Source organism: Vreelandella vilamensis, assembly GCF_031451755.1.
Classification (GTDB): domain Bacteria; phylum Pseudomonadota; class Gammaproteobacteria; order Pseudomonadales; family Halomonadaceae; genus Vreelandella; species Vreelandella vilamensis.
Genome location: NZ_JARWAN010000021.1, coordinates 1 through 19,186 on the forward strand (window position 1 = coordinate 1; position 19,186 = coordinate 19,186).

Below are 19,186 nucleotides of genomic sequence, written 5' to 3' on the forward strand. Positions count from 1 at the left end.
TTTCCATGAAAGCCTGTGCTCGGGTGGTGATGTTGTCAGAGACCCCATTATCTGAGCATCAGGCTTTCTTTAAAACTGTCCGAACCATTGATATTGACGTGCTAACAAAAAAAGTCGCGATATAATGAACAGTCGCACACGTATGTTTTTTGCCACATTATCATGCGAGCCTTGAGGCTTTCGCGTGACGTTTTACCGATCAAGAATGTCACGAAGACTCACGTAGACCCCGCTTGGCCCATTGCTTTTCGCTCTCTTTGTGTTCGCGCCGTTATCTACACCTTGTTGATCGGCATCATAGCCCAAGGCGCTTATTGGGAGGCGCAATGTGACGTTGCTGTTATTAGCCTTTATTGCCGCTTCTCTGGTGCGAGAACAAGACCGCTTTCTCGATACGTACGTGGCAGAAAACACCTGGAAAGTCTTGGTTGCGCTGAACGTTATCCCCTCAATTACGTGGGTCGTGATTCAGCGGCGCCATTTTCTTGCCGAACTTGCCCGCTATAGCAATACGCTCTCGTTGGGACTTTTTACCGCCGGCGTACTGACTACATACATTTTTTCTCGCCTTTTCGGACGCCAGGCGTTCTGGCAAACCGTCATGCAGGAACATTACATGCGCGACGTAAAAGACATGGCCGAAGAAGTCGTCGAGCTTTTAGGTTACAGCATGATATTGATCGCGATGGTGGAACTCGTTTTGCTTGCCCGGCGTATTTATCGGGCCCGACAGGCCAGCGCTTAACGCCACTACCTAACCCAGCACCTAACAAAAAGCCCCTGCAGCTAATTGAGCGCTGCAGGGGCTTTTTTTTCGACTTGGCTTTTTTTCACCCGCGGGTTAACGCCTACTCGTCTAAGAACGAGCGCAACGGCTCCGAGCGGCTCGGGTGGCGAAGCTTTCGCAGTGCCTTCGCTTCAATCTGACGGATTCGCTCACGCGTGACATCAAACTGTTTACCCACTTCTTCCAGCGTATGGTCGGTGTTCATGTCGATCCCAAAACGCATCCGTAACACTTTGGCTTCTCTTGCGGTAAGACCGCCAAGGACGTTGCGCGTGGCTTCGATCAGACCTTCACCGGTGGCCATATCGACAGGCAGCAGCATCGTGCTGTCTTCAATGAAATCCCCTAAATGAGAGTCATCGTCGTCGCCAATGGGGGTCTCCATTGAGATCGGTTCTTTAGCGATCTTCAACACCTTGCGTACTTTGTCTTCCGGCATTTCCAAACGCTCGCCAAGCTCTTCCGGCGTCGGCTCGCGGCCCATTTCTTGAAGCATCTGACGCGATACACGGTTGAGCTTGTTGATTGTCTCAATCATGTGGACCGGAATACGGATGGTGCGTGCTTGGTCGGCAATTGAGCGGGTAATTGCTTGACGAATCCACCACGTCGCATAGGTCGAAAACTTATAGCCACGGCGGTATTCAAACTTGTCCACGGCCTTCATCAACCCGATATTGCCTTCTTGAATCAGATCCAAAAATTGTAGACCACGGTTGGTGTACTTCTTGGCAATCGAGATGACCAAGCGCAGGTTAGCCTCAACCATTTCCTTTTTAGCGCGGCGTGCTTTCGCCTCACCAATAGAGAGCTTGCGGTTGACCTCTTTTAGCTCACCCACATTGAGCTGCACCATGTTTTCTTCAAAGGCAATTTTGCGCTGCGAACGCGCAATATCAGCCCGTAACGGTTCTAAACGGTCGGCATACTTGGGAAAGCCTTCTTGAAACTCATCCAACCATGCTTTGCGCGATTCATTGCCGGGAAATGCTTTAATAAACGTTTTGCGGGGCACCTTGGCTTTTTTCACGCACAGCTGCATGATCGCCTTTTCTTGCGCGCGCACTTGCTCAACACTGATACGGATCTGGCCCACTAAGCGCTCGAAGTGCTTGGGCACGAGCTTAATGGGCGAGAAGAGCTCCGCTAAACGCGTCTGCTCAGCTTTTACTTCAGGGCTGCGGCGACCGTGCTTTTCAAATGCTGCATTGACGGCGGCATTTTGCTCGCGAATCTGCTCAAAACGCGCACGTGCTTCTTCCGGGTCGGGACCACCCTCATTTGCCGTGGAGTCGTCGTCTTCATCCTCGTCATCGCCCTCGGCATCGTGATCAACCTCAACCTCGGGCTCGGGCTCGGGCACCTCGGCTTCAGCGACGCCGGGAATACCTTCATCAGGATCGATAAAGCCAGAGAACAAATCCGATAGCCGCCCTGGAGCTTCTTCATCTTGCGTGGCGTCATAGGCATCAAGAATAGAGCTTACCGCACCTGGCAAATAGGCCAGCGCAGACATTACCTCGCGGGTACCTTCTTCAATACGCTTGGCGATTTCAATTTCGCCTTCACGCGTCAAAAGCTCGACCGTGCCCATTTCGCGCATGTACATGCGCACCGGGTCGGTAGTGCGGCCCACGTCGCTTTCTACCGCTGCCAGCGCCGCCACCGCCTCTTCGGCAGCGGACTCATCAGTAGAATGATCCGACATCATCAAGGTATCTTCATCAGGCGCTTCTTCAACGACGCTAATGCCCATGTCGTTGATCATGCCGATGATATCTTCCACTTGATCCGGATCGGCGATATCCTCAGGTAGATGGTCGTTGACCTCAGCGTAAGTTAGGAAGCCTTGCTCCTTACCCCGCGCGATCAACTCCTTCAGACGTGACTGCTGCTGCGCATTTCCAGCCATAGAAACCCTATCTCGACGAAGAAGAATGAAGCACCTGAAACATTGAACGTATTACGTGCAACCAGCCGAACAGTATAGCGTGAGCAGTGGGTTATTTTCCAGCTTGACGTATTTGCGCGGTTATTCAGGTGTGTTAGTTTATTTGGTTGGGCCAATTTTGGTCACTGGTGACTATCTTGAGGTAAGTTGCCAAATTTCAACCCCGGCCACCTCTTTCCCAGCTTGCCCGACTGTCTTTCTTTTCCCGACTGTCTTTCTGTTTTCCGACTTTTTGTCAGCACCGAGCGAGTTGTCAGCGCTGGGCGAGCTCGACCACTAAACGGGCAAGGCGCGCCCGCTGCGCGTTATCCAGTTTTTGCCCGGCGCGCTCATGGGCGATCAATGCCTCGTATTCCTGCTCTGGCGAACGCTTGCGTTGCAATTGCTGCAAGTGCGCCATCATGCCTTTCAACTCTTCCTCTCTAGCGGCCTTCGGAATCAAAAGCTCACGCCGAGCAAGTTCTGCCAGCGTTTGGCCTTGCTGGCTACCCTGAAAGTGCGCTAATAGCACTTGCGGGCTGCGATAACGCCCCGCTTTAAGCAACGCAATTAACTCGCGACACAAGTTGCCGTCAGCACTATCTGGCAGCCAATCCAATGGCTCGTCTACCGCCTCAACCAAACGCGGCTCGTGAAGCAGCAACTGCAACACCCGCGCCACCGGCGAGAGTACGCCCGTACGTCTAGGCGCATCATACCCAACAGGTTCTGGCGCTATCGCCTCCTCTTGAGCAAACTCACTCGCCTGCGACTGCTCCTTCGCTCCGCCAGACATGGCAGACGTTTTGGCCGCACGCTTTTCCAGCAAGGCTTCCAGCTGCGCCTCACGTAAGCCGCTGCGTTTCGCCAACTCTTCCAATAATAGCGATTTGAGCATGCCTTCCGGCACTTGGTTCAATGCCGTCAACACATGATTGGCAAAACGCTCACGCCCTTCGACACTGCTCAAGTCACGCCCTTGCGACGCCTGCTCAAACAGAAACTCCGAAAGCGGCATGGCGCAAGTGACACGGTCCTTGAACTCCTGGGCGCCCTCCCGGCGCACCAGATCGTCGGGGTCATCGCCTTCGGGCAGAAACAGAAAACGCGCCTCGCGGCCATCGATCATTTGCGGCAAGGCCGTCTCTAACGCGCGGCTTGCCGCTTGACGCCCGGCACGGTCGCCGTCAAAACAGAACACCACGCGGCTGACCAAACGAAACAGCCGCTTAAGATGATCCTCGGTGGTGGCGGTCCCCAGCGTCGCGACCGCGTTGCGGATGCCGAATTGCGCAAGCGCCACCACATCCATATAGCCCTCCACCATCACCAGCTGCTCAAGCTTCTCCGGTGATTGGCGCGCTTCATAAAGGCCATAAAGCTCACGGCCTTTATGAAACACCGGCGTCTCCGGAGAGTTTAAGTACTTCGGCTTACCGTCACCAAGTACCCGCCCACCAAAGGCAATCGTTCGCCCGCGCAAATCGCGGATCGGAAACATGACGCGGTCGCGAAAACGATCGTAGCTGCGCCCGGTGTCCTCACGGTGGATCAGCAGGCCATATTCCACCTGCACCGCCTCACTCACACCACGCTCGCTAAGGTGCTGCTTGAGAGACTCCCAACCTGCCGGGGCGTAACCGACACCGTAGGTCTTGATCACCTCAGGCGATAGACCTCGCTCCGCCAAATAGTGCTGGGCGGCTTGCCCTTCTTGCATAACTAACCTTTCACGATAGAAGCTCGCGGCTAATTCTAAAAGGTTAACGCCTTGCTTGCGCTTTTGCTCGCGTTCGCGCTCGCGCGGGTCGTCTGCGCCCTCACGGGGCACCTCTATCCCCATACGGCCAGCAAGCTGCTCAACCGCTTCAGGGAAAGGTAGCTTGTCGTACTCCATCAAAAAACGCAGCGCATTGCCGTGAGCCCCACAACCAAAGCAATGATAAAACTGCTTGTCGGCACTCACCGTAAACGATGGCGTTTTCTCTTGATGAAAAGGACAAAGACCTGAGTAGTTACGTCCAGACTTTTTGAGTTGAACGCGCTCACCCACCACCTCGACCACATCGACGCGGCCAAGCAGGTCATCAATAAACGTTTGGGGAATCTGGCCGGCCATACAGGAAAAGCCTCACCAATACGAAAAACAAGCGGCTACCCGTGGGCAGCCGCTTGGCATCCTTCTAGAAGAACCACTTACACAAGGCTCTTCCGGTACGGATCAATAGAGACGTTCGAAGCGCTTTTGTTCACGCTGAATCTTCTTCGCGTGACGTTTTACGGCAGCTGCCGCTTTGCGCTTGCGCTCTGCAGTCGGCTTTTCATAATTCTCACGACGACGTACTTCAGACAGAACGCCGGCTTTTTCGCAAGAACGCTTGAAGCGACGCAGGGCGACGTCAAACGGCTCGTTATCACGTACTTTTACAGAAGGCATTAAGCACTCACCTACCTTAAGGAATCTTGAGTTCGGATAGTACGTACACGATAAATCCAGTATGGAAAGCGTATTAACGCCTAGCGTGTACGACCCTGTTTACAGCGCACGATATTCTAGTAGTCGTGCGACTGCTTTGCAAACCATTGCGGCCAATTTTACACGCAGCCCGACGCACAAAAGCGCTGCAAGCTGCTAAAATCGCTTTTTTGATGATTGATAATCACGCTCTGGGAGCTTCATTATGCGCGTACTGGGCATCGAAACGTCCTGCGATGAAACCGGCGTTGCCATCTATGACACCGCTTACTCGGGCGGTGATGGACTCCTTGCCGATGCACTATATAGCCAAATCACCATGCACGCCGAATATGGCGGCGTCGTGCCGGAGCTCGCCTCCCGCGATCATACGCGCAAGCTTTTACCGCTGGTGGAGCAGGTCTTAAGCGAGGCTCACTTAACGCGCCAAGACCTTGATGGCATCGCCTACACCGCCGGGCCAGGTCTTGTGGGCGCGCTAATGGTGGGCGCGGCCACTGCGCACGGCATGGCACGCGCGCTGAATATCCCGGTGCTCGGCGTGCATCACATGGAAGGCCATTTGCTCGCGCCAATGCTGGAAAGCGAACCGCCTGCGTTTCCGTTTGTCGCGCTTTTGGTCTCCGGCGGACACACTCAACTGGTGGCAGTAGAAGGAATCGGCCGCTACCAGCTGCTGGGGGAATCGGTCGACGACGCCGCCGGCGAAGCCTTCGATAAAGCCGCCAAAATGCTCGGCTTACCCTATCCTGGCGGCCCGCATGTCGCCCGCCTGGCGGAACAAGGCGACCCCAAACGGTTTCGCTTTCCTCGCCCGATGACCGACCGCCCAGGGCTTGATTTCAGTTTCTCCGGCTTAAAAACCCATACGCTGACCGCGATTCGCGAACTAGAAAAAACTCACGCCCTTGACGAACAAGCCCGCGCTGACGTCGCCCGCGCTTTTGAAGAAGCGGTAGTCGACACGTTGGTGATCAAGTGCCGCCGCGCGCTGGATCAAACCGGCCTTAAGCGTATCGTCATGGCCGGTGGTGTCAGCGCCAACACGCGCCTGCGCGAGCGGCTGGCCGTCGAGTGTAAAAAACGCAACGCCCGCGCCTACTATCCGCGCGGGCGCTTTTGCACCGACAACGGCGCCATGATTGCGTATGTCGGCGCGCAGCGATTGGCCGCCGGCGAGCGCGACACAACCGGGCACATGCAGGCCACGCCACGCTGGCCGCTGGATCAGCTGAGCGCGCCCACTAGCGCCCTCAGCGCCGATGTTTAAAGCGCGCTTCGTCCCCGCGCCGAAGACGCCGTAGATTAGCCCAGTGACGCGCCAACACCATCAGGCTAAACGCCCCCACCACTGGGACATACGCCGGATCAAGCCAGATACACGTAAGCGGCGCGGCTAGCGCACTGAGCAGGGAGGCTATCGCGGCCGTTCTCAGCTGCCATGCGCTAAGCGCCCATACCGCTGCACTGATCAGCGCAACGCCGGGGGTCAATATCAGCAGCACGCCAAAAGCGCTCGCCACCGCTTTGCCACCGCGAAAACGGTGCCAAAGCGGATAACTGTGACCAAGCAATACCGCAAGCCCAACCAACCCTTGCAGCCATACCGGGTAGCCCAAGGCTTTTGCTCCGAGCACCGCCGGCATGCCCTTGGCGGCATCCAATAGCAGCGTGAGGCCGGCAAGTTTCGGCCCATAAAGGCGCAAAACATTAGAGAACCCTGGGTTACAAGACCCGCGCTCACGTGGATCTGCCATACCGGCCAGCCGGCAAACACTCAATGATGACAGCCAACTGCCACTGAGGTAGCCCACTATGATCCACACCATGGCGCGTCCCCTTTATTGATTCCTGCCCTTTGCATGCAGATTTTGCCAGCGGGCGACTGTCGTTTCCCGGCCGCCTCAAGTACAATTCTTGGCCTATCGCAGGGGAAGGTTTATGGATCGCATCTTTATCGAAGCGCTCGGCGTCGACACCGTAATCGGCGTATATGAGTGGGAGCGCACCATTTTACAGTCGCTCAGCCTGGATCTAATGATGGCGACCGATATTCGTCCGGCAGCTGCCAGCGACGATTTACGCTTCACCCTGGATTATGCCGCGATCTGCCAGCGCATTCAGTATTTTGCCCGTGAACACCAGTTTGCGCTGATCGAAACCTTTGCTGAGCGCTTGGCCGATACGCTACGCCATGAATTCCCTCTCACTTGGCTTGAGCTAACGGTGCGCAAACCAGGCGCGGTGCCCAACGCGCACAGCGTCGGGCTGACCATCCGCCGCGGCACCCTGCCGAAAGAGACCGTGTGATGCAACAAGTGACCGTCAGCCTGGGCAGCAATATCGATCCCGTCCGCCATATTCACCTCTGTTTGGATGCCTTAACGGCTCGCTTTGGCACCCTTGATATCTCACGCGTCTTTGAGAGTGAGCCGGTTGGCTTTGACGACAACCGCAACTTTTACAACCTGGTAGTGGCGTTTGAAAGCGACGCCTCACCGGGTGAACTGCAAGCCTGGGCCAAACGCTTGGAAGCAAAACACGGCCGTCGTCCAGACACACCCAAGTTTAGCCCACGCGCACTGGATATCGACCTGCTGACCGTCGGCACACGCTGCGGCGTGGTCGAGGGCGTGACGCTTCCCCGCGATGAAATCACCCGCAACGCTTTTGTATTGCAACCGCTCGCGGAGCTTTTGCCCCACGAGGCACACCCGGTTTGTGGCACGTCTTACGCCACCTTGTGGCAGCATTTTGATCCCGGCGCACAACGGCTCTGGCCGGTGGACTTCACCTGGCGCGGGCGCTTGATTTCTCAGGCTGACACCCCACTTTCACTCGCCGCCGCCCGCTAAACCTTCGCCCACTAAACCTTCGACAATACCCCCTCAATGGCGGCCAAGCGTTCGCGACCCAGCGCCTTGCCAATCTCGGCGCCTTGATAGCCTGCGTCTACCAGCGCTTTGGGGCTAACGGCAGCGGCCTCTCGCCACGCTTGACGCAGTACGACTTCTTTTGATGGCAAGAGTACTTCCACCAACGCCAACTGGATTTCCACTTGCTCGGGCCTGCGCCAGCCGTCTAGCCGCGCCAGCCAGTGAAGTGTGGCGTCAGGCGTTAACGCACCCGCTAGAAAACGCTGCGTCAGCGCGCTGTGGGCCGCCAGTCGCGCGACCGCCTTGGGCAGTTTAAGCCGCGCGGCAAGCGCCTCGCGCTGGTTGTCGTCAAGCGGCGATACCAATCGCGCGTAGCGCCAGTGGGCCTGGCTCGCACCGCCCGTGGGCGCCTTTTTCATGGCCGCCACCCCATCATTAAAGGCCTTGCCGTTAAGTTCGGGGAACCACACCGCTAGCGCTCCGCACGCCTTCAGCGCTTGAAAGTACGCCTCTGGTACGGGTTCACCGAGCGCTTTTTCGCTTTCGACCCAAACGCGCTCGGCGGCCAAGTGCTCAAGTTCGCCGCTCTCGCTCACCTGCGCCATTAACGCTTGGGTTTCATCCGCGATACGAAAGCCACGCTCGGCGTAGCGGGCCAAAAAGCGCGCGGTGCGCAGTACGCGAAGCGGATCTTCGCTAAACGCGCTGGAGATGTGGCGCAGTTGGCGTGCGTTAAGGTCGTCAAGGCCGTCATAGGGGTCGATGATGTCGCCGTTTGGCGCCTCAGCCATGGCGTTGATGGTCAAATCGCGGCGCTGTAAATCCTCTTCCAGCGTGACATCCGGACTTGCGTGGACTTCAAAGCCGCTGTAACCATGCCCCGCCTTGCGTTCGGTACGCGCCAGGGCATACTCCTCGGCGGTTTCGGGGTGCAAAAACACCGGGAAGTCGCGCCCCACCGGCTTGAAGCCACGCTTGTGCATCGCCTTTGGTGTTGCACCGACCACCACCCAATCGTTGTCGTAAACCGGCCAACCCAGCAGCGCATCGCGCACCGCCCCACCGACACGGTAAACCTCAAGCCCTTCTAATCGCGGGTCTTGCCTTGGATCTGGCTTGTGCGGGGTGCTCATCGCGTGCGCCCTGTCCGCTGGCTTGGCATTGTGGTTAGCGCGCCGGTTTCCAGCGTCATCGCGGTCAACGCCCCACCCCAAGCGCAGCCGGTATCCAGTGCGTGCACATCGATTGCGGCCGCTGGCGTCTCGCCTGAAAGTGCCGCCCAGTGGCCAAACAGCAGCCGCGCTTTATCATCGCGCGGGTACTGAAACCACGGTGCAAACCCTTCAGGCGCACTATCAAGCCCCTGCTTGGCGGCGAAATCCAGTTGCTCATTGGCACTGATAAAACGCATCCGCGCCATCACGTTAACGATACAGCGCAAACGATCCATCCCTTCCAGATCATCCCGCCAACGGTCAGGCTGATCACCAAACAGATCGCGCAAAAAAGCGCCTGCCTGATGACCTTGCAGCGCGGCCTGTACCTCTTCATCGAGCGCTTGCGCGTGCGTCAACGACCAGGACGGCAAAATGCCCGCATGCACCATGAGTGTGTCATCTTCGCGCATGGTGAGCGGCTGCTGCTGCAGCCAATCCAGCAGCGCGTCGCGGTCTGGGGCGTTGAGAATGTCTTCGAGCGTATCGTTTTTGCGCAGCTTGCCACCGCCGCGTGCCGCTACCAACAGATGAAAGTCGTGATTACCCAGCACGCAGCGTGCGCCCAGCGCACGGGCTTCGCGCAAACATTCAAGCGAGCCGGGGCCGCGATTGACCAGATCGCCCACCAGCCATAGCCGGTCGCGGTCGGGGTTGAAGGCGAGCGTTTCCAGCAGCGCGACGAACTCTTTATGGCAGCCGTGTAGATCGCCGATCACGTAGGTGCTCATTGAATACTCCCTAAGTTGCTGGGTGAAGCGAGGTTAGTGAATCGCCAGCGGGGCCGCGAGACGAAAAGGCGCGACAGGCACGTCAAAGGCACGCTGCGTTGAGGTATCGAGCAGCGTATACGCGCCTTCCATGGTGCCCACGGGCGTTTGCAAAATCGCCCGGCTGGTGTAGCGAAAACGCTGCCCCGGGCCAATCAGCGGCTGCTGCCCTACCACCCCCTTGCCGCGCACCTCCTGGCAGGCGCCGCTGCCTTGGGTGATTTTCCAGTAGCGCGCGAGTAACTGAACGCTGTGCGGGCTGTTGTTTTCAATCGTGACGCGGTAGCTGAACACATGGCGCGCTTCTGCGACGCTGGACTCCTGGGCGCTGTAGTCCACGGTGATCGCAACGTGAATGGGTAATTCGCTCACGTTTCATTCCCTCCTGAGTCGTCCGTGGCGACGCGGTTAGCAATGCGCACAAACTCCTCCACCGTCAGCGTTTGCGGACGGCGAGCGGGATCAATACCGAGCGCTTCCAGCGTATCGGCATCAACGCGGCCTTTGAGGTTATTGCGCAGGGTTTTGCGCCGCTGACCAAAGGCTTGCTTCACCAGCGAAAACAATAGCGGCGTATCCTCGGCGATATGGGGGAGCATTGCATGAGGGGTTAAGCGCACGATCGCCGAATCCACTTTCGGGCGCGGCACAAAGGCTTCCGGCGGCACGATAAAAAGCTTCTCGACCTGGCAATAGTATTGCGCCATTACCGAAAGCCGCCCCCAGTCGGGGCCGCCCGGCTCGGCCGCCAAGCGCTCGACCACCTCTTTTTGCAGCATGAAGTGCATGTCCGCCACCGCGTCTTCGGCCTCTAACAAATGCACTATCAGCGGGGTGGAGATGTTGTAGGGCAAATTCCCCACCACGCGCAGCGGCGGGCCGTCGCCTTTAAGCGCTTGAAAATCAAATGTCAGTGCATCGCCTTCATGGATCACAAAATCGGGGTAGTTAAAAAACTGCACCCTGAGCCCTGGAATCAAGTCGCGGTCGAGCTCGATCACTTCAAGCTTTCCCGTTGCCTCTAAAAGCGGGTCAGTCAGCGCACCCTGGCCAGGGCCAATCTCAACCAGACGGTCGCCGTCGCGCGGGCCGATGGCACGAATAATGCGCCCGATAATGCCGAGATCGCGAAGAAAGTTCTGCCCAAAACGTTTGCGAGCGCGGTGTTGCGGCACGTGAGACATGAAGCGAAATTCCTGGGTCAAAGATGAGAAGTCGTACCGGTGGCGGCGCGCTGGTCGGCGAGACGACGCGCCAGCCGAATCGCCACGCCAAGACTTGCCGGTGAGGCCTTGCCGGTGCCGGCAAGATCAAGCGCGGTACCGTGATCCACCGAGGTGCGCACCAGCGGCAGCCCCAAGGTGATATTGGCGGCGTTGCCGAAACCGGCATACTTGAGTACCGCCAAACCTTGGTCGTGATACATCGCCAGTACCGCATCTACCTCGGCGAGATGGCGCGGGGTGAAAAGCGTATCCGCTGGATAGGGGCCGCGAATATCCAACCCCTGTGCGCGCAGCGCCTCAAGGGTGGGAGAGATAATCTCTAACTCTTCACGGCCAAGGTGGCCGTCCTCGCCGGCGTGGGGGTTTAACCCGCACACGGCGATACGCGGCTTAGGAATACCAAACTGCCGGGACAAATCCGACGCGAGTATGTGGCTAATACGGGTAAGGCGCTCGGGCGTGATGGCATCGGCCACGGCGCGCAGCGGCAAGTGCGTGGTGACCAGTGCTACGCGCAAATCCGCCGCCCCCAGCCAACCCGGCGCTTGAGCATGCAAGGCGCTGTCGGTGGCCAGCATCATCACCACTTCATCGACGCCGCACGCGTCGCGCAGCCATTCGGTATGCCCGGTAAAGCTGGCAAAGCCGCCGTCGATAATCACCCCCTTATGCAGCGGCGCGGTGGTGATCGCGGCGGCATGGCCGTTTTGGCACGCGCGCACAGCCAGTGCAAGCGTCGCGATCACATAAGCGGCGTTAGCGGGGTTCAGCACCCCCGGCAAGCACGGCGCGTTTAGCGCCACCGGCCAAACGGGCAGGACACCCGGCCCTTCCGGCAGCGGCTCGCCCGGCTGGCACGCCACCGTCTCTACCCGAAGCCCCAGTGCCTTGGCGCGCTCCGCCAGCAGGGTGATATCCCCCACGGCGACGCTGTGCGGCGGCAGCGCGTCACGCTCGGCGAGCATCAGCGTTAACTCCGGGCCGATGCCCGCTGGCTCACCGGTGGTAATCACCACCGGCAAGGGCGTTGACGCTGCCTCTTGCGATGGCATTAGAGACGAATCTCCACAAACGCCTGCGAGCGAATTTCCCGCTCCCAGGTACTCATTTCTTCATTGGCGCGACGCTGAAAAATCGCTTGGCGCACCTGCTCGCGGCGAGCCTCGTCGGTGACGTCTTCACGGCGACGCTCCAACACTTCGATCACGTGATAGCCAAACTGCGAACGCACCGGTGCCGAGACTTGATTAGGCGAGAGCTCGCGCATTGCCTCCTCAAACGCCGGCACGGTTTGCCCCGGACGTACCCAGCCGAGTGAGCCACCGTTGAGCGCACTACCACTGTCGTCGCTCATTTCGCGCGCCACAGTAGCGAAGTCTTCGCCTTGCATGAGACGCTCGCGCGCTTGCTCGGCGCGCTCGCGGGCCTGCTCTTCATTACGCGTGGGGTTAAGCTCCACCAGAATATGACGGGCACGGGTCTCTTCGATGACCGAGGTGTCACCCGACGTGGAGGGCTGCTGGCTTAAAAAGCGCTGAACATCGCGCTCGCTGACCGAAACCCGCTGCCCGATTTGACGCTGTTGCACTTGACGCATAAGAAGCTCACGGCGCACGTCTTCGCGCACTTGAGCAAGACTCATGCCGTCCTCTTCAAGACGGTCGGCAAAGGCTTCAAGCGACATGCCGTTAGACTCGGCGATGCTGCGCACTTGGCGATTAAGCTCAGTGTCGTCAACGCTTAAATTAGCATCACGCGCCATTTGCAGCTGAATTTCCTCTACCACCATGCGCTCGAGCACTTGCTCTTCAAGCTGCGCGCGCGGGGGCGGCGTATTACCTTGCGTTTCCATCTGGCTGACAACGCGATCAAGGCGATTTTCGAGCTCACTTTGCATAATCGCGCCGTCGTTCACCACCGCCACGATACGGTCAATTACTTGACGCTCGCCAAACGGTTGCGATTGCGCCTCAACCGAGGCGGACGTCAGGCCGACACCAGCGCTCATGCAAAGCACTAACGCACTACTGAACGCGCGATATTTAGCGCGACCTAACAACATCTTTCTCAATATCATGAAAACGTCTCTTTTAATGTCCCTGACTCATCGCCTGCCAACGCCTAAAGCGATGTCGGCTGATAGCCGGGAATGGTGCGTTCAAAATAGCTATCTGCCTCTTGGCCTACCCCACCTAGGCCACGAAAAACAAACCGTAAGAACAGACCGCGGTCGTTAAAATCATCCTCGACGCGGGCGGTATCGTTGTCATCCAGCCACTGGCGCCACACGAGTTGGAGTCCATAGCAGCAGTCGTTCCATTGCACGCCAAAAAGCTGCTCCAGGGGGCGATCATTGGTTTGATCGTGCAGGTAACGGCCAATCAAATCAATCCGCGGGCTTGCCTTCCACGCAAGTGACAGGTCCCACTCTTCTCTTGAATAGTTACGATAGCTGTCATCGCCCGGCACAAGGCTCGGATCAAACCCTTCGATCTCCCAGCGGTAGCCAAGGTTCGCCACGTGCCCGCGCGGGTGACGGTAGGCAAGATCAACGCTTGAGCGTTCGGTCAACTCGCGCTGGTCATCGTAAAGCCACTCGGCGCCAGTGCTCCAACGGTCGTTAATCTGCCAATCAAGACGTGTCACCCAAGGCGAGCGATCACGGGTAGCCTGATAATAGCTTTCCGGATTGACGTCGTTGTTGGCGCTGACGCGCTCGGGCAGGGAATTGTCATCGCCGTCGATCCCCACGCGGCGATCGGCAAAATAGAGGCTTTGCCCAACGCCAACACGCACTTTCTCATGGCCCGACTCGTCCTCCAAAAGCCGTGATTGCACGCCCAGCGACAGGCGGTTTAAATCGCCCACCCGGTCGGTGCCGGAAAAGCGCTTGGCCGACCACAGCTGCTCCCAAGAAAAAGCGCGTTCGCGGCTATCAAACTCAGGCAAATCCACCTGATTAGTGCGCGGGACAAACGCATAGTTCACACGCGGCTCTAGCGTCTGGCGGTAGTCGCGCTCGCCAAGATCCAGCTCGCGTTCAAAAACAAGCCCGCCATCGAGGGAGCTGATCGCGACGCTACGATCAGGCGATCTATCCAGCGTCGTTTCGCGGTTACCGTAGTCCAGCGCGTAGGCGGTGTGCCAAAGTTCGGTTCGTGGTTCCCAATAGCCCCACGGGCGCTCAACGCGCCATCCCAGCACAGGCGCTAGGTGCAACCGGCCACCGATCGCGGCTTCGCGTTCGGGCACCAGCATTTCGTCCACGTCGCGCCAGAAATAAGTGGCGTTGCTGCTCCACTCACGATAAAAGCCATTTTCCTGCTGCCAGCGCGCCTGGGCGCTCACGCTGGGCAAGCGGTAGAAAGGTTTATCGCTGTCGCTTAAAGGATCGTCCAAGCGTTGATAACCTTGGGCGCGCGCATCCAAGCGCCAGCGCTCGCCCTGGTAATCCACCTGAGCTAAGCGCTCCAGGCCATAACGGTCGCTAGAGCCGAACTCGCTGCCAAAATCATTAAAATAGCGCCCGTCACTGGCCGCGCCGTAACGCAGTTGATAATCGCTGCGGGCAGTCACGCGACCTGCATGCTGGGCGTCAACATACCAGCGGTTTTCGCCTTGGTAGCGCCCTTCATCACCGCCGGAGCCGCCGTTATCGCTATTCAGCCACGCCCCTTCAAGGCGACCGCGGCCATGGCGCTCCATCAGGTAGCGATACTCGCCGCCAAGCAGCAGGCCCCGGTCGCTAATCCAGCGCGGCGTGATGGTGGCATCGCGATTAGGAGCGATATTCCAGTAGAAAGGCTGGGTGTAGTCGAGTTGGTCGCTGGAAAAACCGATCGTCGGCGAAAGCAAACCGGTATGGCGACGGTCATCGATAGGAAAACGCAGCCATGGCCAGTAAAACACCGGCACGTCGTGAATTTCCAAACGCGCGTGGCGCGCGGTGCCAAAGCCGCTGGCTTGGTCTAAGTGAATATCACCACTGATTAACTCCCAGGTATTCTCGCCAGGTTCGCAGGTGGTAAAGCTGGCTTCCCGCAGACGGTATTGCGCTTCGCCCACTTGCTCTAAGCGCTCCGCTTGGCCGCGCACACGCTCTTCGTAAAGCACGTAATGGCTGTTACTGACGCTGCCACGGTCATCCACCAGCGACATCGTCGCTTCAGACCCGCGCAGGAGTGCACGACCATCGCGAAGCGCAAACGCCCCTTCGGCATCGACCCGTTCTCGGCTGGCCGGCACATAAAGGGACTCGGCTTCAAGCTCTGTGTCGCCACGGCGCAAAACAACATCACCGCGCAACATCGCTTCGCCGTCCGCCGCGTAATCGGATTCGTTGGTTTCTATCTGCAGCTCACGCGGGTCACTGCTCGCGGGAAGCCGGTAGCCAGGCATCACGTAACGCCCGCGACATACCCGGTTCACGGCTTCGTCTTGCTCCCAGGCTTGCCAGTCCAGCGCCGTGGCTGGCAACGGCTCGCTCTGGCCAATCGCGGCGTTTGAGACACCCACAAGCAAGCTGCCAGCGAGCGTTAGCGGCGCGGTACGCAAAAATCGCTTGCCCATGTTCGTTATCCTTGGCATCGAGAATCGGTATTATACAGCTCGCATCATGCCCGACTAGCCAGGAGCTTGCATGTCATCATCCCGGATAAACGCCCTTTTGACTTGGGCTGCAACTCAACACGACCTTTCACCTCGCGACATATCTATCGCGCCCGCCGGCGGTGACGCGAGTTTTCGGCGCTATTTTCGCCTCACGCTGCCAAGCGGCGAAACGCAGGTGGTGATGGATGCCCCGCCCGACCAAGAAGACTCCACGCCGTTTGTCACCATTGCGCGGCAGTGGCGAGCGGCGGGGCTGCCGGTACCGCGCGTTCACGCCGCCGACCTGGATGCCGGCTTTTTGTTGCTGGATGATCTGGGTGAAACACCGCTGCAAACGTTTTTTACCGACACGGATGCCGTGTTGGCCCACACGCGTGACGCGCTTGCCTTGGTCGGTGCGCTGCAAAACCGCGCCAACCCGGCGGCACTGCCCGCCTTTGATGAAGCGCTGTTGGGCCGCGAGCTCGATTTGTTCCCCGAGTGGCACTTGCGTGCCTGGCTTGACCTACCGGTACCGGAAAGTTGGCCCTCCCTTCGCGCCGTGCTAATGGCGCAAGCGCTCTCGCAACCGGTGGTCACCGTTCACCGCGACTTCGATGCCATGAACCTGATGCCACATCAAGGTCAGCTTTACATGATCGATTTCCAAGACGCCGTGGCGGGCCCCATAAGCTACGATGCGATCTCGCTGTTGCGTGGGCGCTACTGGCGCTTTTCTCAGCGTGAGTTCGACGGCTTTATGGCCGAGGTGTACCGCCAGGCCCGCGACGATGGCCGGTTATCGAGCACTACGGACGAGGCAACCTTCTTACGTCAAAGCCACGCCATGGCCGCTCAGCGCTCGCTGAAAGTCCTGGGGATTTTCTGCCGTTTGACTCTGCGCGACGGCAAGCGCGGGTATCTCGAACGCTTGCCCGATTTTCTCGTGCATTTGGAAGACAGCCTTGTCGCGTTACCCGAGCACGCCGACTTTGCTGATTGGCTCAAGCAAACGCTGCGCCCGGCGATCATGCAAAAGCTCGCCACGCTCGATGCTCAGGAGCGGCCCGAATGAAAGCGATGATTCTGGCCGCCGGGCTTGGCAAACGCATGCGCCCACTCACTGACACCTGCCCCAAGCCGCTTTTGCCGGTGGCCGGAAAACCACTGATTGTGCATCACTTGGAGCGCTTAAAGCGCGCCGGCTTTGTAGATGTCGTGATCAACGTTAGCTACCGCGGCGAGCAGATCATTGAGGCCCTTGGCGATGGCCAAGCCTTCGGGCTACGCCTGCATTTTAGCCGTGAAGAAACTCCGCTTGAAACCGGCGGCGGGATTCGACAGGCGCTGTCACTGCTCGGCGAGACGCCCTTTTTGCTAGTTAACGGCGATGTGTGGTGCGAGACGCTACCACGCCAACTTGCACTCAAAAACGGGGATCTTGCCCACCTCATGCTCGTGGATAACCCGGAGCATCACCCGGAAGGCGACTTTTCGCTGAGCGGCGGCCGCGTTCGCCACTTTGGGGAGCCTAAGCTCACCTTCTCGGGTGTGAGCGTGATCGACCCGACGCTTGTCGCTAGGCATGCACCCGGCGCCTTTGCATTGGCCCCCCTGCTCAAAGCGGCCATGACAGCAGACCGCGTCAGCGGCGAGCACTTTCGCGGCCAATGGGTGGACGTGGGCACACCCGAACGGCTCAAAGCGCTTGATCGCGCGCTTCGCGATAGCGTTTAGCCACGCCACTGTTAACCAAGTCACTATGAACGAAGCCACTGTCAACCAAGCTACGCTCACCGCCATGGGGAAAGCCAACCGTACCAAAGCGATTAAATGTTATGCTGCATGTCTTATACCTACCGGCAGCCAGACGTTAGACCGACCAGACAGGAGAGAAACGTGAAAGCACGGGTTAAATGGACCGATGGACGCCAATTTGTGACGGAATCCGGCAGTGGCCACAGCGTTGTTATCGATGGCCCGCCCGATCACGGCGGGCGCAATACCGGGCCGCGCCCGATGGAAATGCTGCTCATGGGCATGGGCGGCTGTACCGCCTTTGATATTCTTAACATTCTCGACAAAGCGCGCGCCGATGTGACCGACTGCGTCGCCGAGCTTGACGCCGAGCGTGCCGACAGCGTGCCGTCTGTCTTTACCAAGATTCACGTTCATTTTGTGATCTCAGGCCGCGGCCTCAAAGAGAAGCAGGTTCAGCGCGCCGTTGAGCTCTCTGCGGATAAATACTGCAGCGCCTCGATCATGCTCGGCCAGGGTGGCGTTGAAATCACCCACTCATTTGACGTTGTACAAGCGTCGTCGTAGACCTAAACGGCGCAATCCGTGTGAAAAAATTGCCCTGGCCGGATGCATCGCTGCCTTCAGCCGGGCATAATACGCGCGCTCGTATTCAACGGCTTTTCCACTGATAGAAGTGGGCTTGGTTCCGGCGCTGGCTCGTCGGGGTGTCTTCATCCGCCATAGGGAGGTTCGGACGTGTCAGATAATCTCCGACTCCACGGGTTTAACAACCTGACAAGCTCCTTGAGCTTTAATATTTACGACATCTGTTACGCCAAAACCGAAGAGCAGCGATCTGCTTATATCGATTATATCGATGAGCTCTACAATGCGGAGCGCTTGACCCAGATCCTCAAGGACGTCACCAACATTATTGGCGCCCATGTGCTCAATATTTCGCGCCAGGACTATGAGCCCCATGGGGCGAGCGTGACAATCCTGATTGCCGAGCACGAGTTAGACGAGGCAGACCCCGGCCAAACTAAGCCCGGCCCTGGCCCGTTGCCGGAAACCGTGGTCGCGCACTTGGATAAGAGCCACGTGACCGTGCACAGCTATCCGGAATCGCATCCGGATAACGGCATTAGCACCTTCCGGTTAGATATCGATGTCTCCACTTGTGGTCATATCAGCCCGCTCAAGGCGCTGAATTACCTGATTCACAGCTTCGACTCCGACATTGTCACCACGGATTACCGGGTACGTGGCTTTACGCGTGACGTTGATGGCAAGAAACTCTTCATCGATCACGAGATTACCTCGATCCAGGATTACCTCGCCGACGATACCAAGCAGCAATATCAAATGATTGATGTGAACGTGTACCAAGAAAACATGTTCCACACCAAAATGCTGCTGAAAGACTTTCATCTGGATAACTACCTGTTCGGCACCTCACGGCGCGATCTCACCTTCGAAGAAGCCCGCAATATTGAAAACCGTTTGCGCAAGGAGATGCTCGAAATTTTCTACTCGCGCAATTTAGATTAGCGTCAGCGCTCCTCGATAACCCAAAC

General features: G+C 58.1%; 19 protein-coding genes. 8 read left to right on the forward strand and 11 right to left on the reverse strand.

The features are described 5' to 3' along the window. Positions 1–328 precede the first annotated feature (328 nt). Positions 329–745 (forward strand): hypothetical protein, encoded by a 417-nt coding sequence (locus QC823_RS12320; protein ID WP_309656649.1) that lies wholly within the window; start codon positions 329–331, stop codon positions 743–745. Between the two features lie 103 nt (positions 746–848). On the opposite strand, the gene rpoD is transcribed toward QC823_RS12320, so the two are convergent. From rpoD to rpsU, 3 genes are all read right to left on the reverse strand, one after another. Beyond that, entirely contained in the window at positions 849–2,699 is a 1,851-nt protein-coding gene (gene rpoD / locus QC823_RS12325; protein ID WP_309656650.1) for an RNA polymerase sigma factor RpoD, read from the reverse strand. A 292-nt stretch (positions 2,700–2,991) separates the two neighbouring features. After that, the gene (dnaG, locus tag QC823_RS12330; protein ID WP_309656651.1) at positions 2,992–4,836 is read right to left on the reverse strand and encodes a DNA primase; all 1,845 of its coding nucleotides are present in this window, start codon (positions 4,834–4,836) and stop codon (positions 2,992–2,994) included. Between the two features lie 102 nt (positions 4,837–4,938). Continuing rightward, entirely contained in the window at positions 4,939–5,154 is a 216-nt protein-coding gene (gene rpsU / locus QC823_RS12335) for a 30S ribosomal protein S21 (protein WP_160419605.1), read from the reverse strand. Between the two features lie 244 nt (positions 5,155–5,398). Between rpsU and tsaD the strand changes: the two genes are divergently transcribed. Then, positions 5,399–6,463 (forward strand): tRNA (adenosine(37)-N6)-threonylcarbamoyltransferase complex transferase subunit TsaD, encoded by a 1,065-nt coding sequence (tsaD, locus tag QC823_RS12340; RefSeq protein WP_309656652.1) that lies wholly within the window; start codon positions 5,399–5,401, stop codon positions 6,461–6,463. Here the strand turns inward: tsaD and plsY are convergent. Further along, the gene (plsY, locus tag QC823_RS12345) at positions 6,447–7,022 is read right to left on the reverse strand and encodes a glycerol-3-phosphate 1-O-acyltransferase PlsY (RefSeq protein ID WP_309656653.1); all 576 of its coding nucleotides are present in this window, start codon (positions 7,020–7,022) and stop codon (positions 6,447–6,449) included. The genes tsaD and plsY overlap by 17 nt on opposite strands. Positions 7,023–7,134: 112 nt before the next feature. On the opposite strand from plsY, the gene folB reads away from it, so the two are divergent. Both folB and folK read left to right on the forward strand, forming a co-directional pair. Next, positions 7,135–7,503 carry a dihydroneopterin aldolase gene (gene folB / locus QC823_RS12350; RefSeq protein WP_309656654.1) on the forward strand — a complete coding sequence of 123 codons (369 nt, stop codon included), beginning with the start codon at positions 7,135–7,137 and terminating at the stop codon, positions 7,501–7,503. After that, on the forward strand, positions 7,503–8,048 hold the full coding sequence (folK, locus tag QC823_RS12355; protein ID WP_309656655.1) for a 2-amino-4-hydroxy-6-hydroxymethyldihydropteridine diphosphokinase: 546 nt from the start codon (positions 7,503–7,505) through the stop codon (positions 8,046–8,048). The genes folB and folK overlap by 1 nt, the downstream gene beginning before the upstream one ends. Positions 8,049–8,059: 11 nt before the next feature. Here the strand turns inward: folK and QC823_RS12360 are convergent, their stop codons facing one another. The 7 genes from QC823_RS12360 to QC823_RS12390 are packed head-to-tail and all read right to left on the reverse strand — an operon-like array spanning position 8,060 to position 15,848. Continuing rightward, positions 8,060–9,202 (reverse strand): tRNA nucleotidyltransferase/poly(A) polymerase-related protein, encoded by a 1,143-nt coding sequence (locus QC823_RS12360; RefSeq protein ID WP_309656656.1) that lies wholly within the window; start codon positions 9,200–9,202, stop codon positions 8,060–8,062. Further along, positions 9,199–10,014, reverse strand: coding sequence for a symmetrical bis(5'-nucleosyl)-tetraphosphatase (locus QC823_RS12365; protein ID WP_309656657.1), 816 nt, complete (start codon positions 10,012–10,014; stop codon positions 9,199–9,201). The genes QC823_RS12360 and QC823_RS12365 overlap by 4 nt, the downstream gene beginning before the upstream one ends. Positions 10,015–10,047: 33 nt before the next feature. Then, positions 10,048–10,425: a Co2+/Mg2+ efflux protein ApaG gene (gene apaG, locus QC823_RS12370; protein WP_309656658.1), complete on the reverse strand. Its 378-nt coding sequence runs from the start codon at positions 10,423–10,425 to the stop codon at positions 10,048–10,050. Next, complete coding sequence (gene rsmA, locus QC823_RS12375; RefSeq protein WP_309656659.1) at positions 10,422–11,237, reverse strand: 16S rRNA (adenine(1518)-N(6)/adenine(1519)-N(6))-dimethyltransferase RsmA; 816 nt, start codon at positions 11,235–11,237, stop codon at positions 10,422–10,424. Before rsmA ends, apaG begins: the two co-directional genes overlap by 4 nt. A 17-nt stretch (positions 11,238–11,254) precedes the next feature. Next, on the reverse strand, positions 11,255–12,331 hold the full coding sequence (gene pdxA / locus QC823_RS12380) for a 4-hydroxythreonine-4-phosphate dehydrogenase PdxA (protein WP_309656660.1): 1,077 nt from the start codon (positions 12,329–12,331) through the stop codon (positions 11,255–11,257). Then, complete coding sequence (locus QC823_RS12385; protein ID WP_309656661.1) at positions 12,331–13,356, reverse strand: peptidylprolyl isomerase; 1,026 nt, start codon at positions 13,354–13,356, stop codon at positions 12,331–12,333. The genes pdxA and QC823_RS12385 overlap by 1 nt, the downstream gene beginning before the upstream one ends. 44 nt (positions 13,357–13,400) lie before the next feature. Continuing rightward, positions 13,401–15,848: an LPS-assembly protein LptD gene (locus QC823_RS12390; protein ID WP_309656662.1), complete on the reverse strand. Its 2,448-nt coding sequence runs from the start codon at positions 15,846–15,848 to the stop codon at positions 13,401–13,403. A 70-nt stretch (positions 15,849–15,918) separates the two neighbouring features. On the opposite strand from QC823_RS12390, the gene QC823_RS12395 reads away from it, so the two are divergent. The 4 genes from QC823_RS12395 (at position 15,919) to speD (ending at position 19,160) form a co-directional block, all read left to right on the forward strand. After that, entirely contained in the window at positions 15,919–16,944 is a 1,026-nt protein-coding gene (locus QC823_RS12395; protein ID WP_309656663.1) for an aminoglycoside phosphotransferase family protein, read from the forward strand. Further along, positions 16,941–17,606, forward strand: coding sequence for an N-acetylmuramate alpha-1-phosphate uridylyltransferase MurU (gene murU, locus QC823_RS12400; RefSeq protein WP_309656664.1), 666 nt, complete (start codon positions 16,941–16,943; stop codon positions 17,604–17,606). The genes QC823_RS12395 and murU overlap by 4 nt, the downstream gene beginning before the upstream one ends. 162 nt (positions 17,607–17,768) lie before the next feature. Next, positions 17,769–18,194, forward strand: coding sequence for an OsmC family protein (locus QC823_RS12405; protein ID WP_309656665.1), 426 nt, complete (start codon positions 17,769–17,771; stop codon positions 18,192–18,194). Between the two features lie 171 nt (positions 18,195–18,365). Next, positions 18,366–19,160 carry an adenosylmethionine decarboxylase gene (gene speD, locus QC823_RS12410; RefSeq protein WP_309656666.1) on the forward strand — a complete coding sequence of 265 codons (795 nt, stop codon included), beginning with the start codon at positions 18,366–18,368 and terminating at the stop codon, positions 19,158–19,160. Positions 19,161–19,186: the final 26 nt, after the last annotated feature.

Bases quoted from the DNA above. Each gene is read 5' to 3' on its own strand.
- rpsU (WP_160419605.1), bottom strand. From the start codon at position 5,154: ATGCCTTCTGTAAAAGTACGTGATAACGAGCCGTTTGACGTCGCCCTG.
- QC823_RS12395 (WP_309656663.1), top strand. From the start codon at position 15,919: ATGTCATCATCCCGGATAAACGCCCTTTTGACTTGGGCTGCAACTCAA.
- QC823_RS12390 (WP_309656662.1), bottom strand. From the start codon at position 15,848: ATGGGCAAGCGATTTTTGCGTACCGCGCCGCTAACGCTCGCTGGCAGC.
- tsaD (WP_309656652.1), top strand. From the start codon at position 5,399: ATGCGCGTACTGGGCATCGAAACGTCCTGCGATGAAACCGGCGTTGCC.
- rpoD (WP_309656650.1), bottom strand. From the start codon at position 2,699: ATGGCTGGAAATGCGCAGCAGCAGTCACGTCTGAAGGAGTTGATCGCG.
- rsmA (WP_309656659.1), bottom strand. From the start codon at position 11,237: ATGTCTCACGTGCCGCAACACCGCGCTCGCAAACGTTTTGGGCAGAAC.
- murU (WP_309656664.1), top strand. From the start codon at position 16,941: ATGAAAGCGATGATTCTGGCCGCCGGGCTTGGCAAACGCATGCGCCCA.
- QC823_RS12360 (WP_309656656.1), bottom strand. From the start codon at position 9,202: ATGAGCACCCCGCACAAGCCAGATCCAAGGCAAGACCCGCGATTAGAA.
- QC823_RS12385 (WP_309656661.1), bottom strand. From the start codon at position 13,356: ATGATATTGAGAAAGATGTTGTTAGGTCGCGCTAAATATCGCGCGTTC.
- pdxA (WP_309656660.1), bottom strand. From the start codon at position 12,331: ATGCCATCGCAAGAGGCAGCGTCAACGCCCTTGCCGGTGGTGATTACC.
- dnaG (WP_309656651.1), bottom strand. From the start codon at position 4,836: ATGGCCGGCCAGATTCCCCAAACGTTTATTGATGACCTGCTTGGCCGC.
- plsY (WP_309656653.1), bottom strand. From the start codon at position 7,022: ATGGTGTGGATCATAGTGGGCTACCTCAGTGGCAGTTGGCTGTCATCA.
- QC823_RS12365 (WP_309656657.1), bottom strand. From the start codon at position 10,014: ATGAGCACCTACGTGATCGGCGATCTACACGGCTGCCATAAAGAGTTC.
- folB (WP_309656654.1), top strand. From the start codon at position 7,135: ATGGATCGCATCTTTATCGAAGCGCTCGGCGTCGACACCGTAATCGGC.
- folK (WP_309656655.1), top strand. From the start codon at position 7,503: ATGCAACAAGTGACCGTCAGCCTGGGCAGCAATATCGATCCCGTCCGC.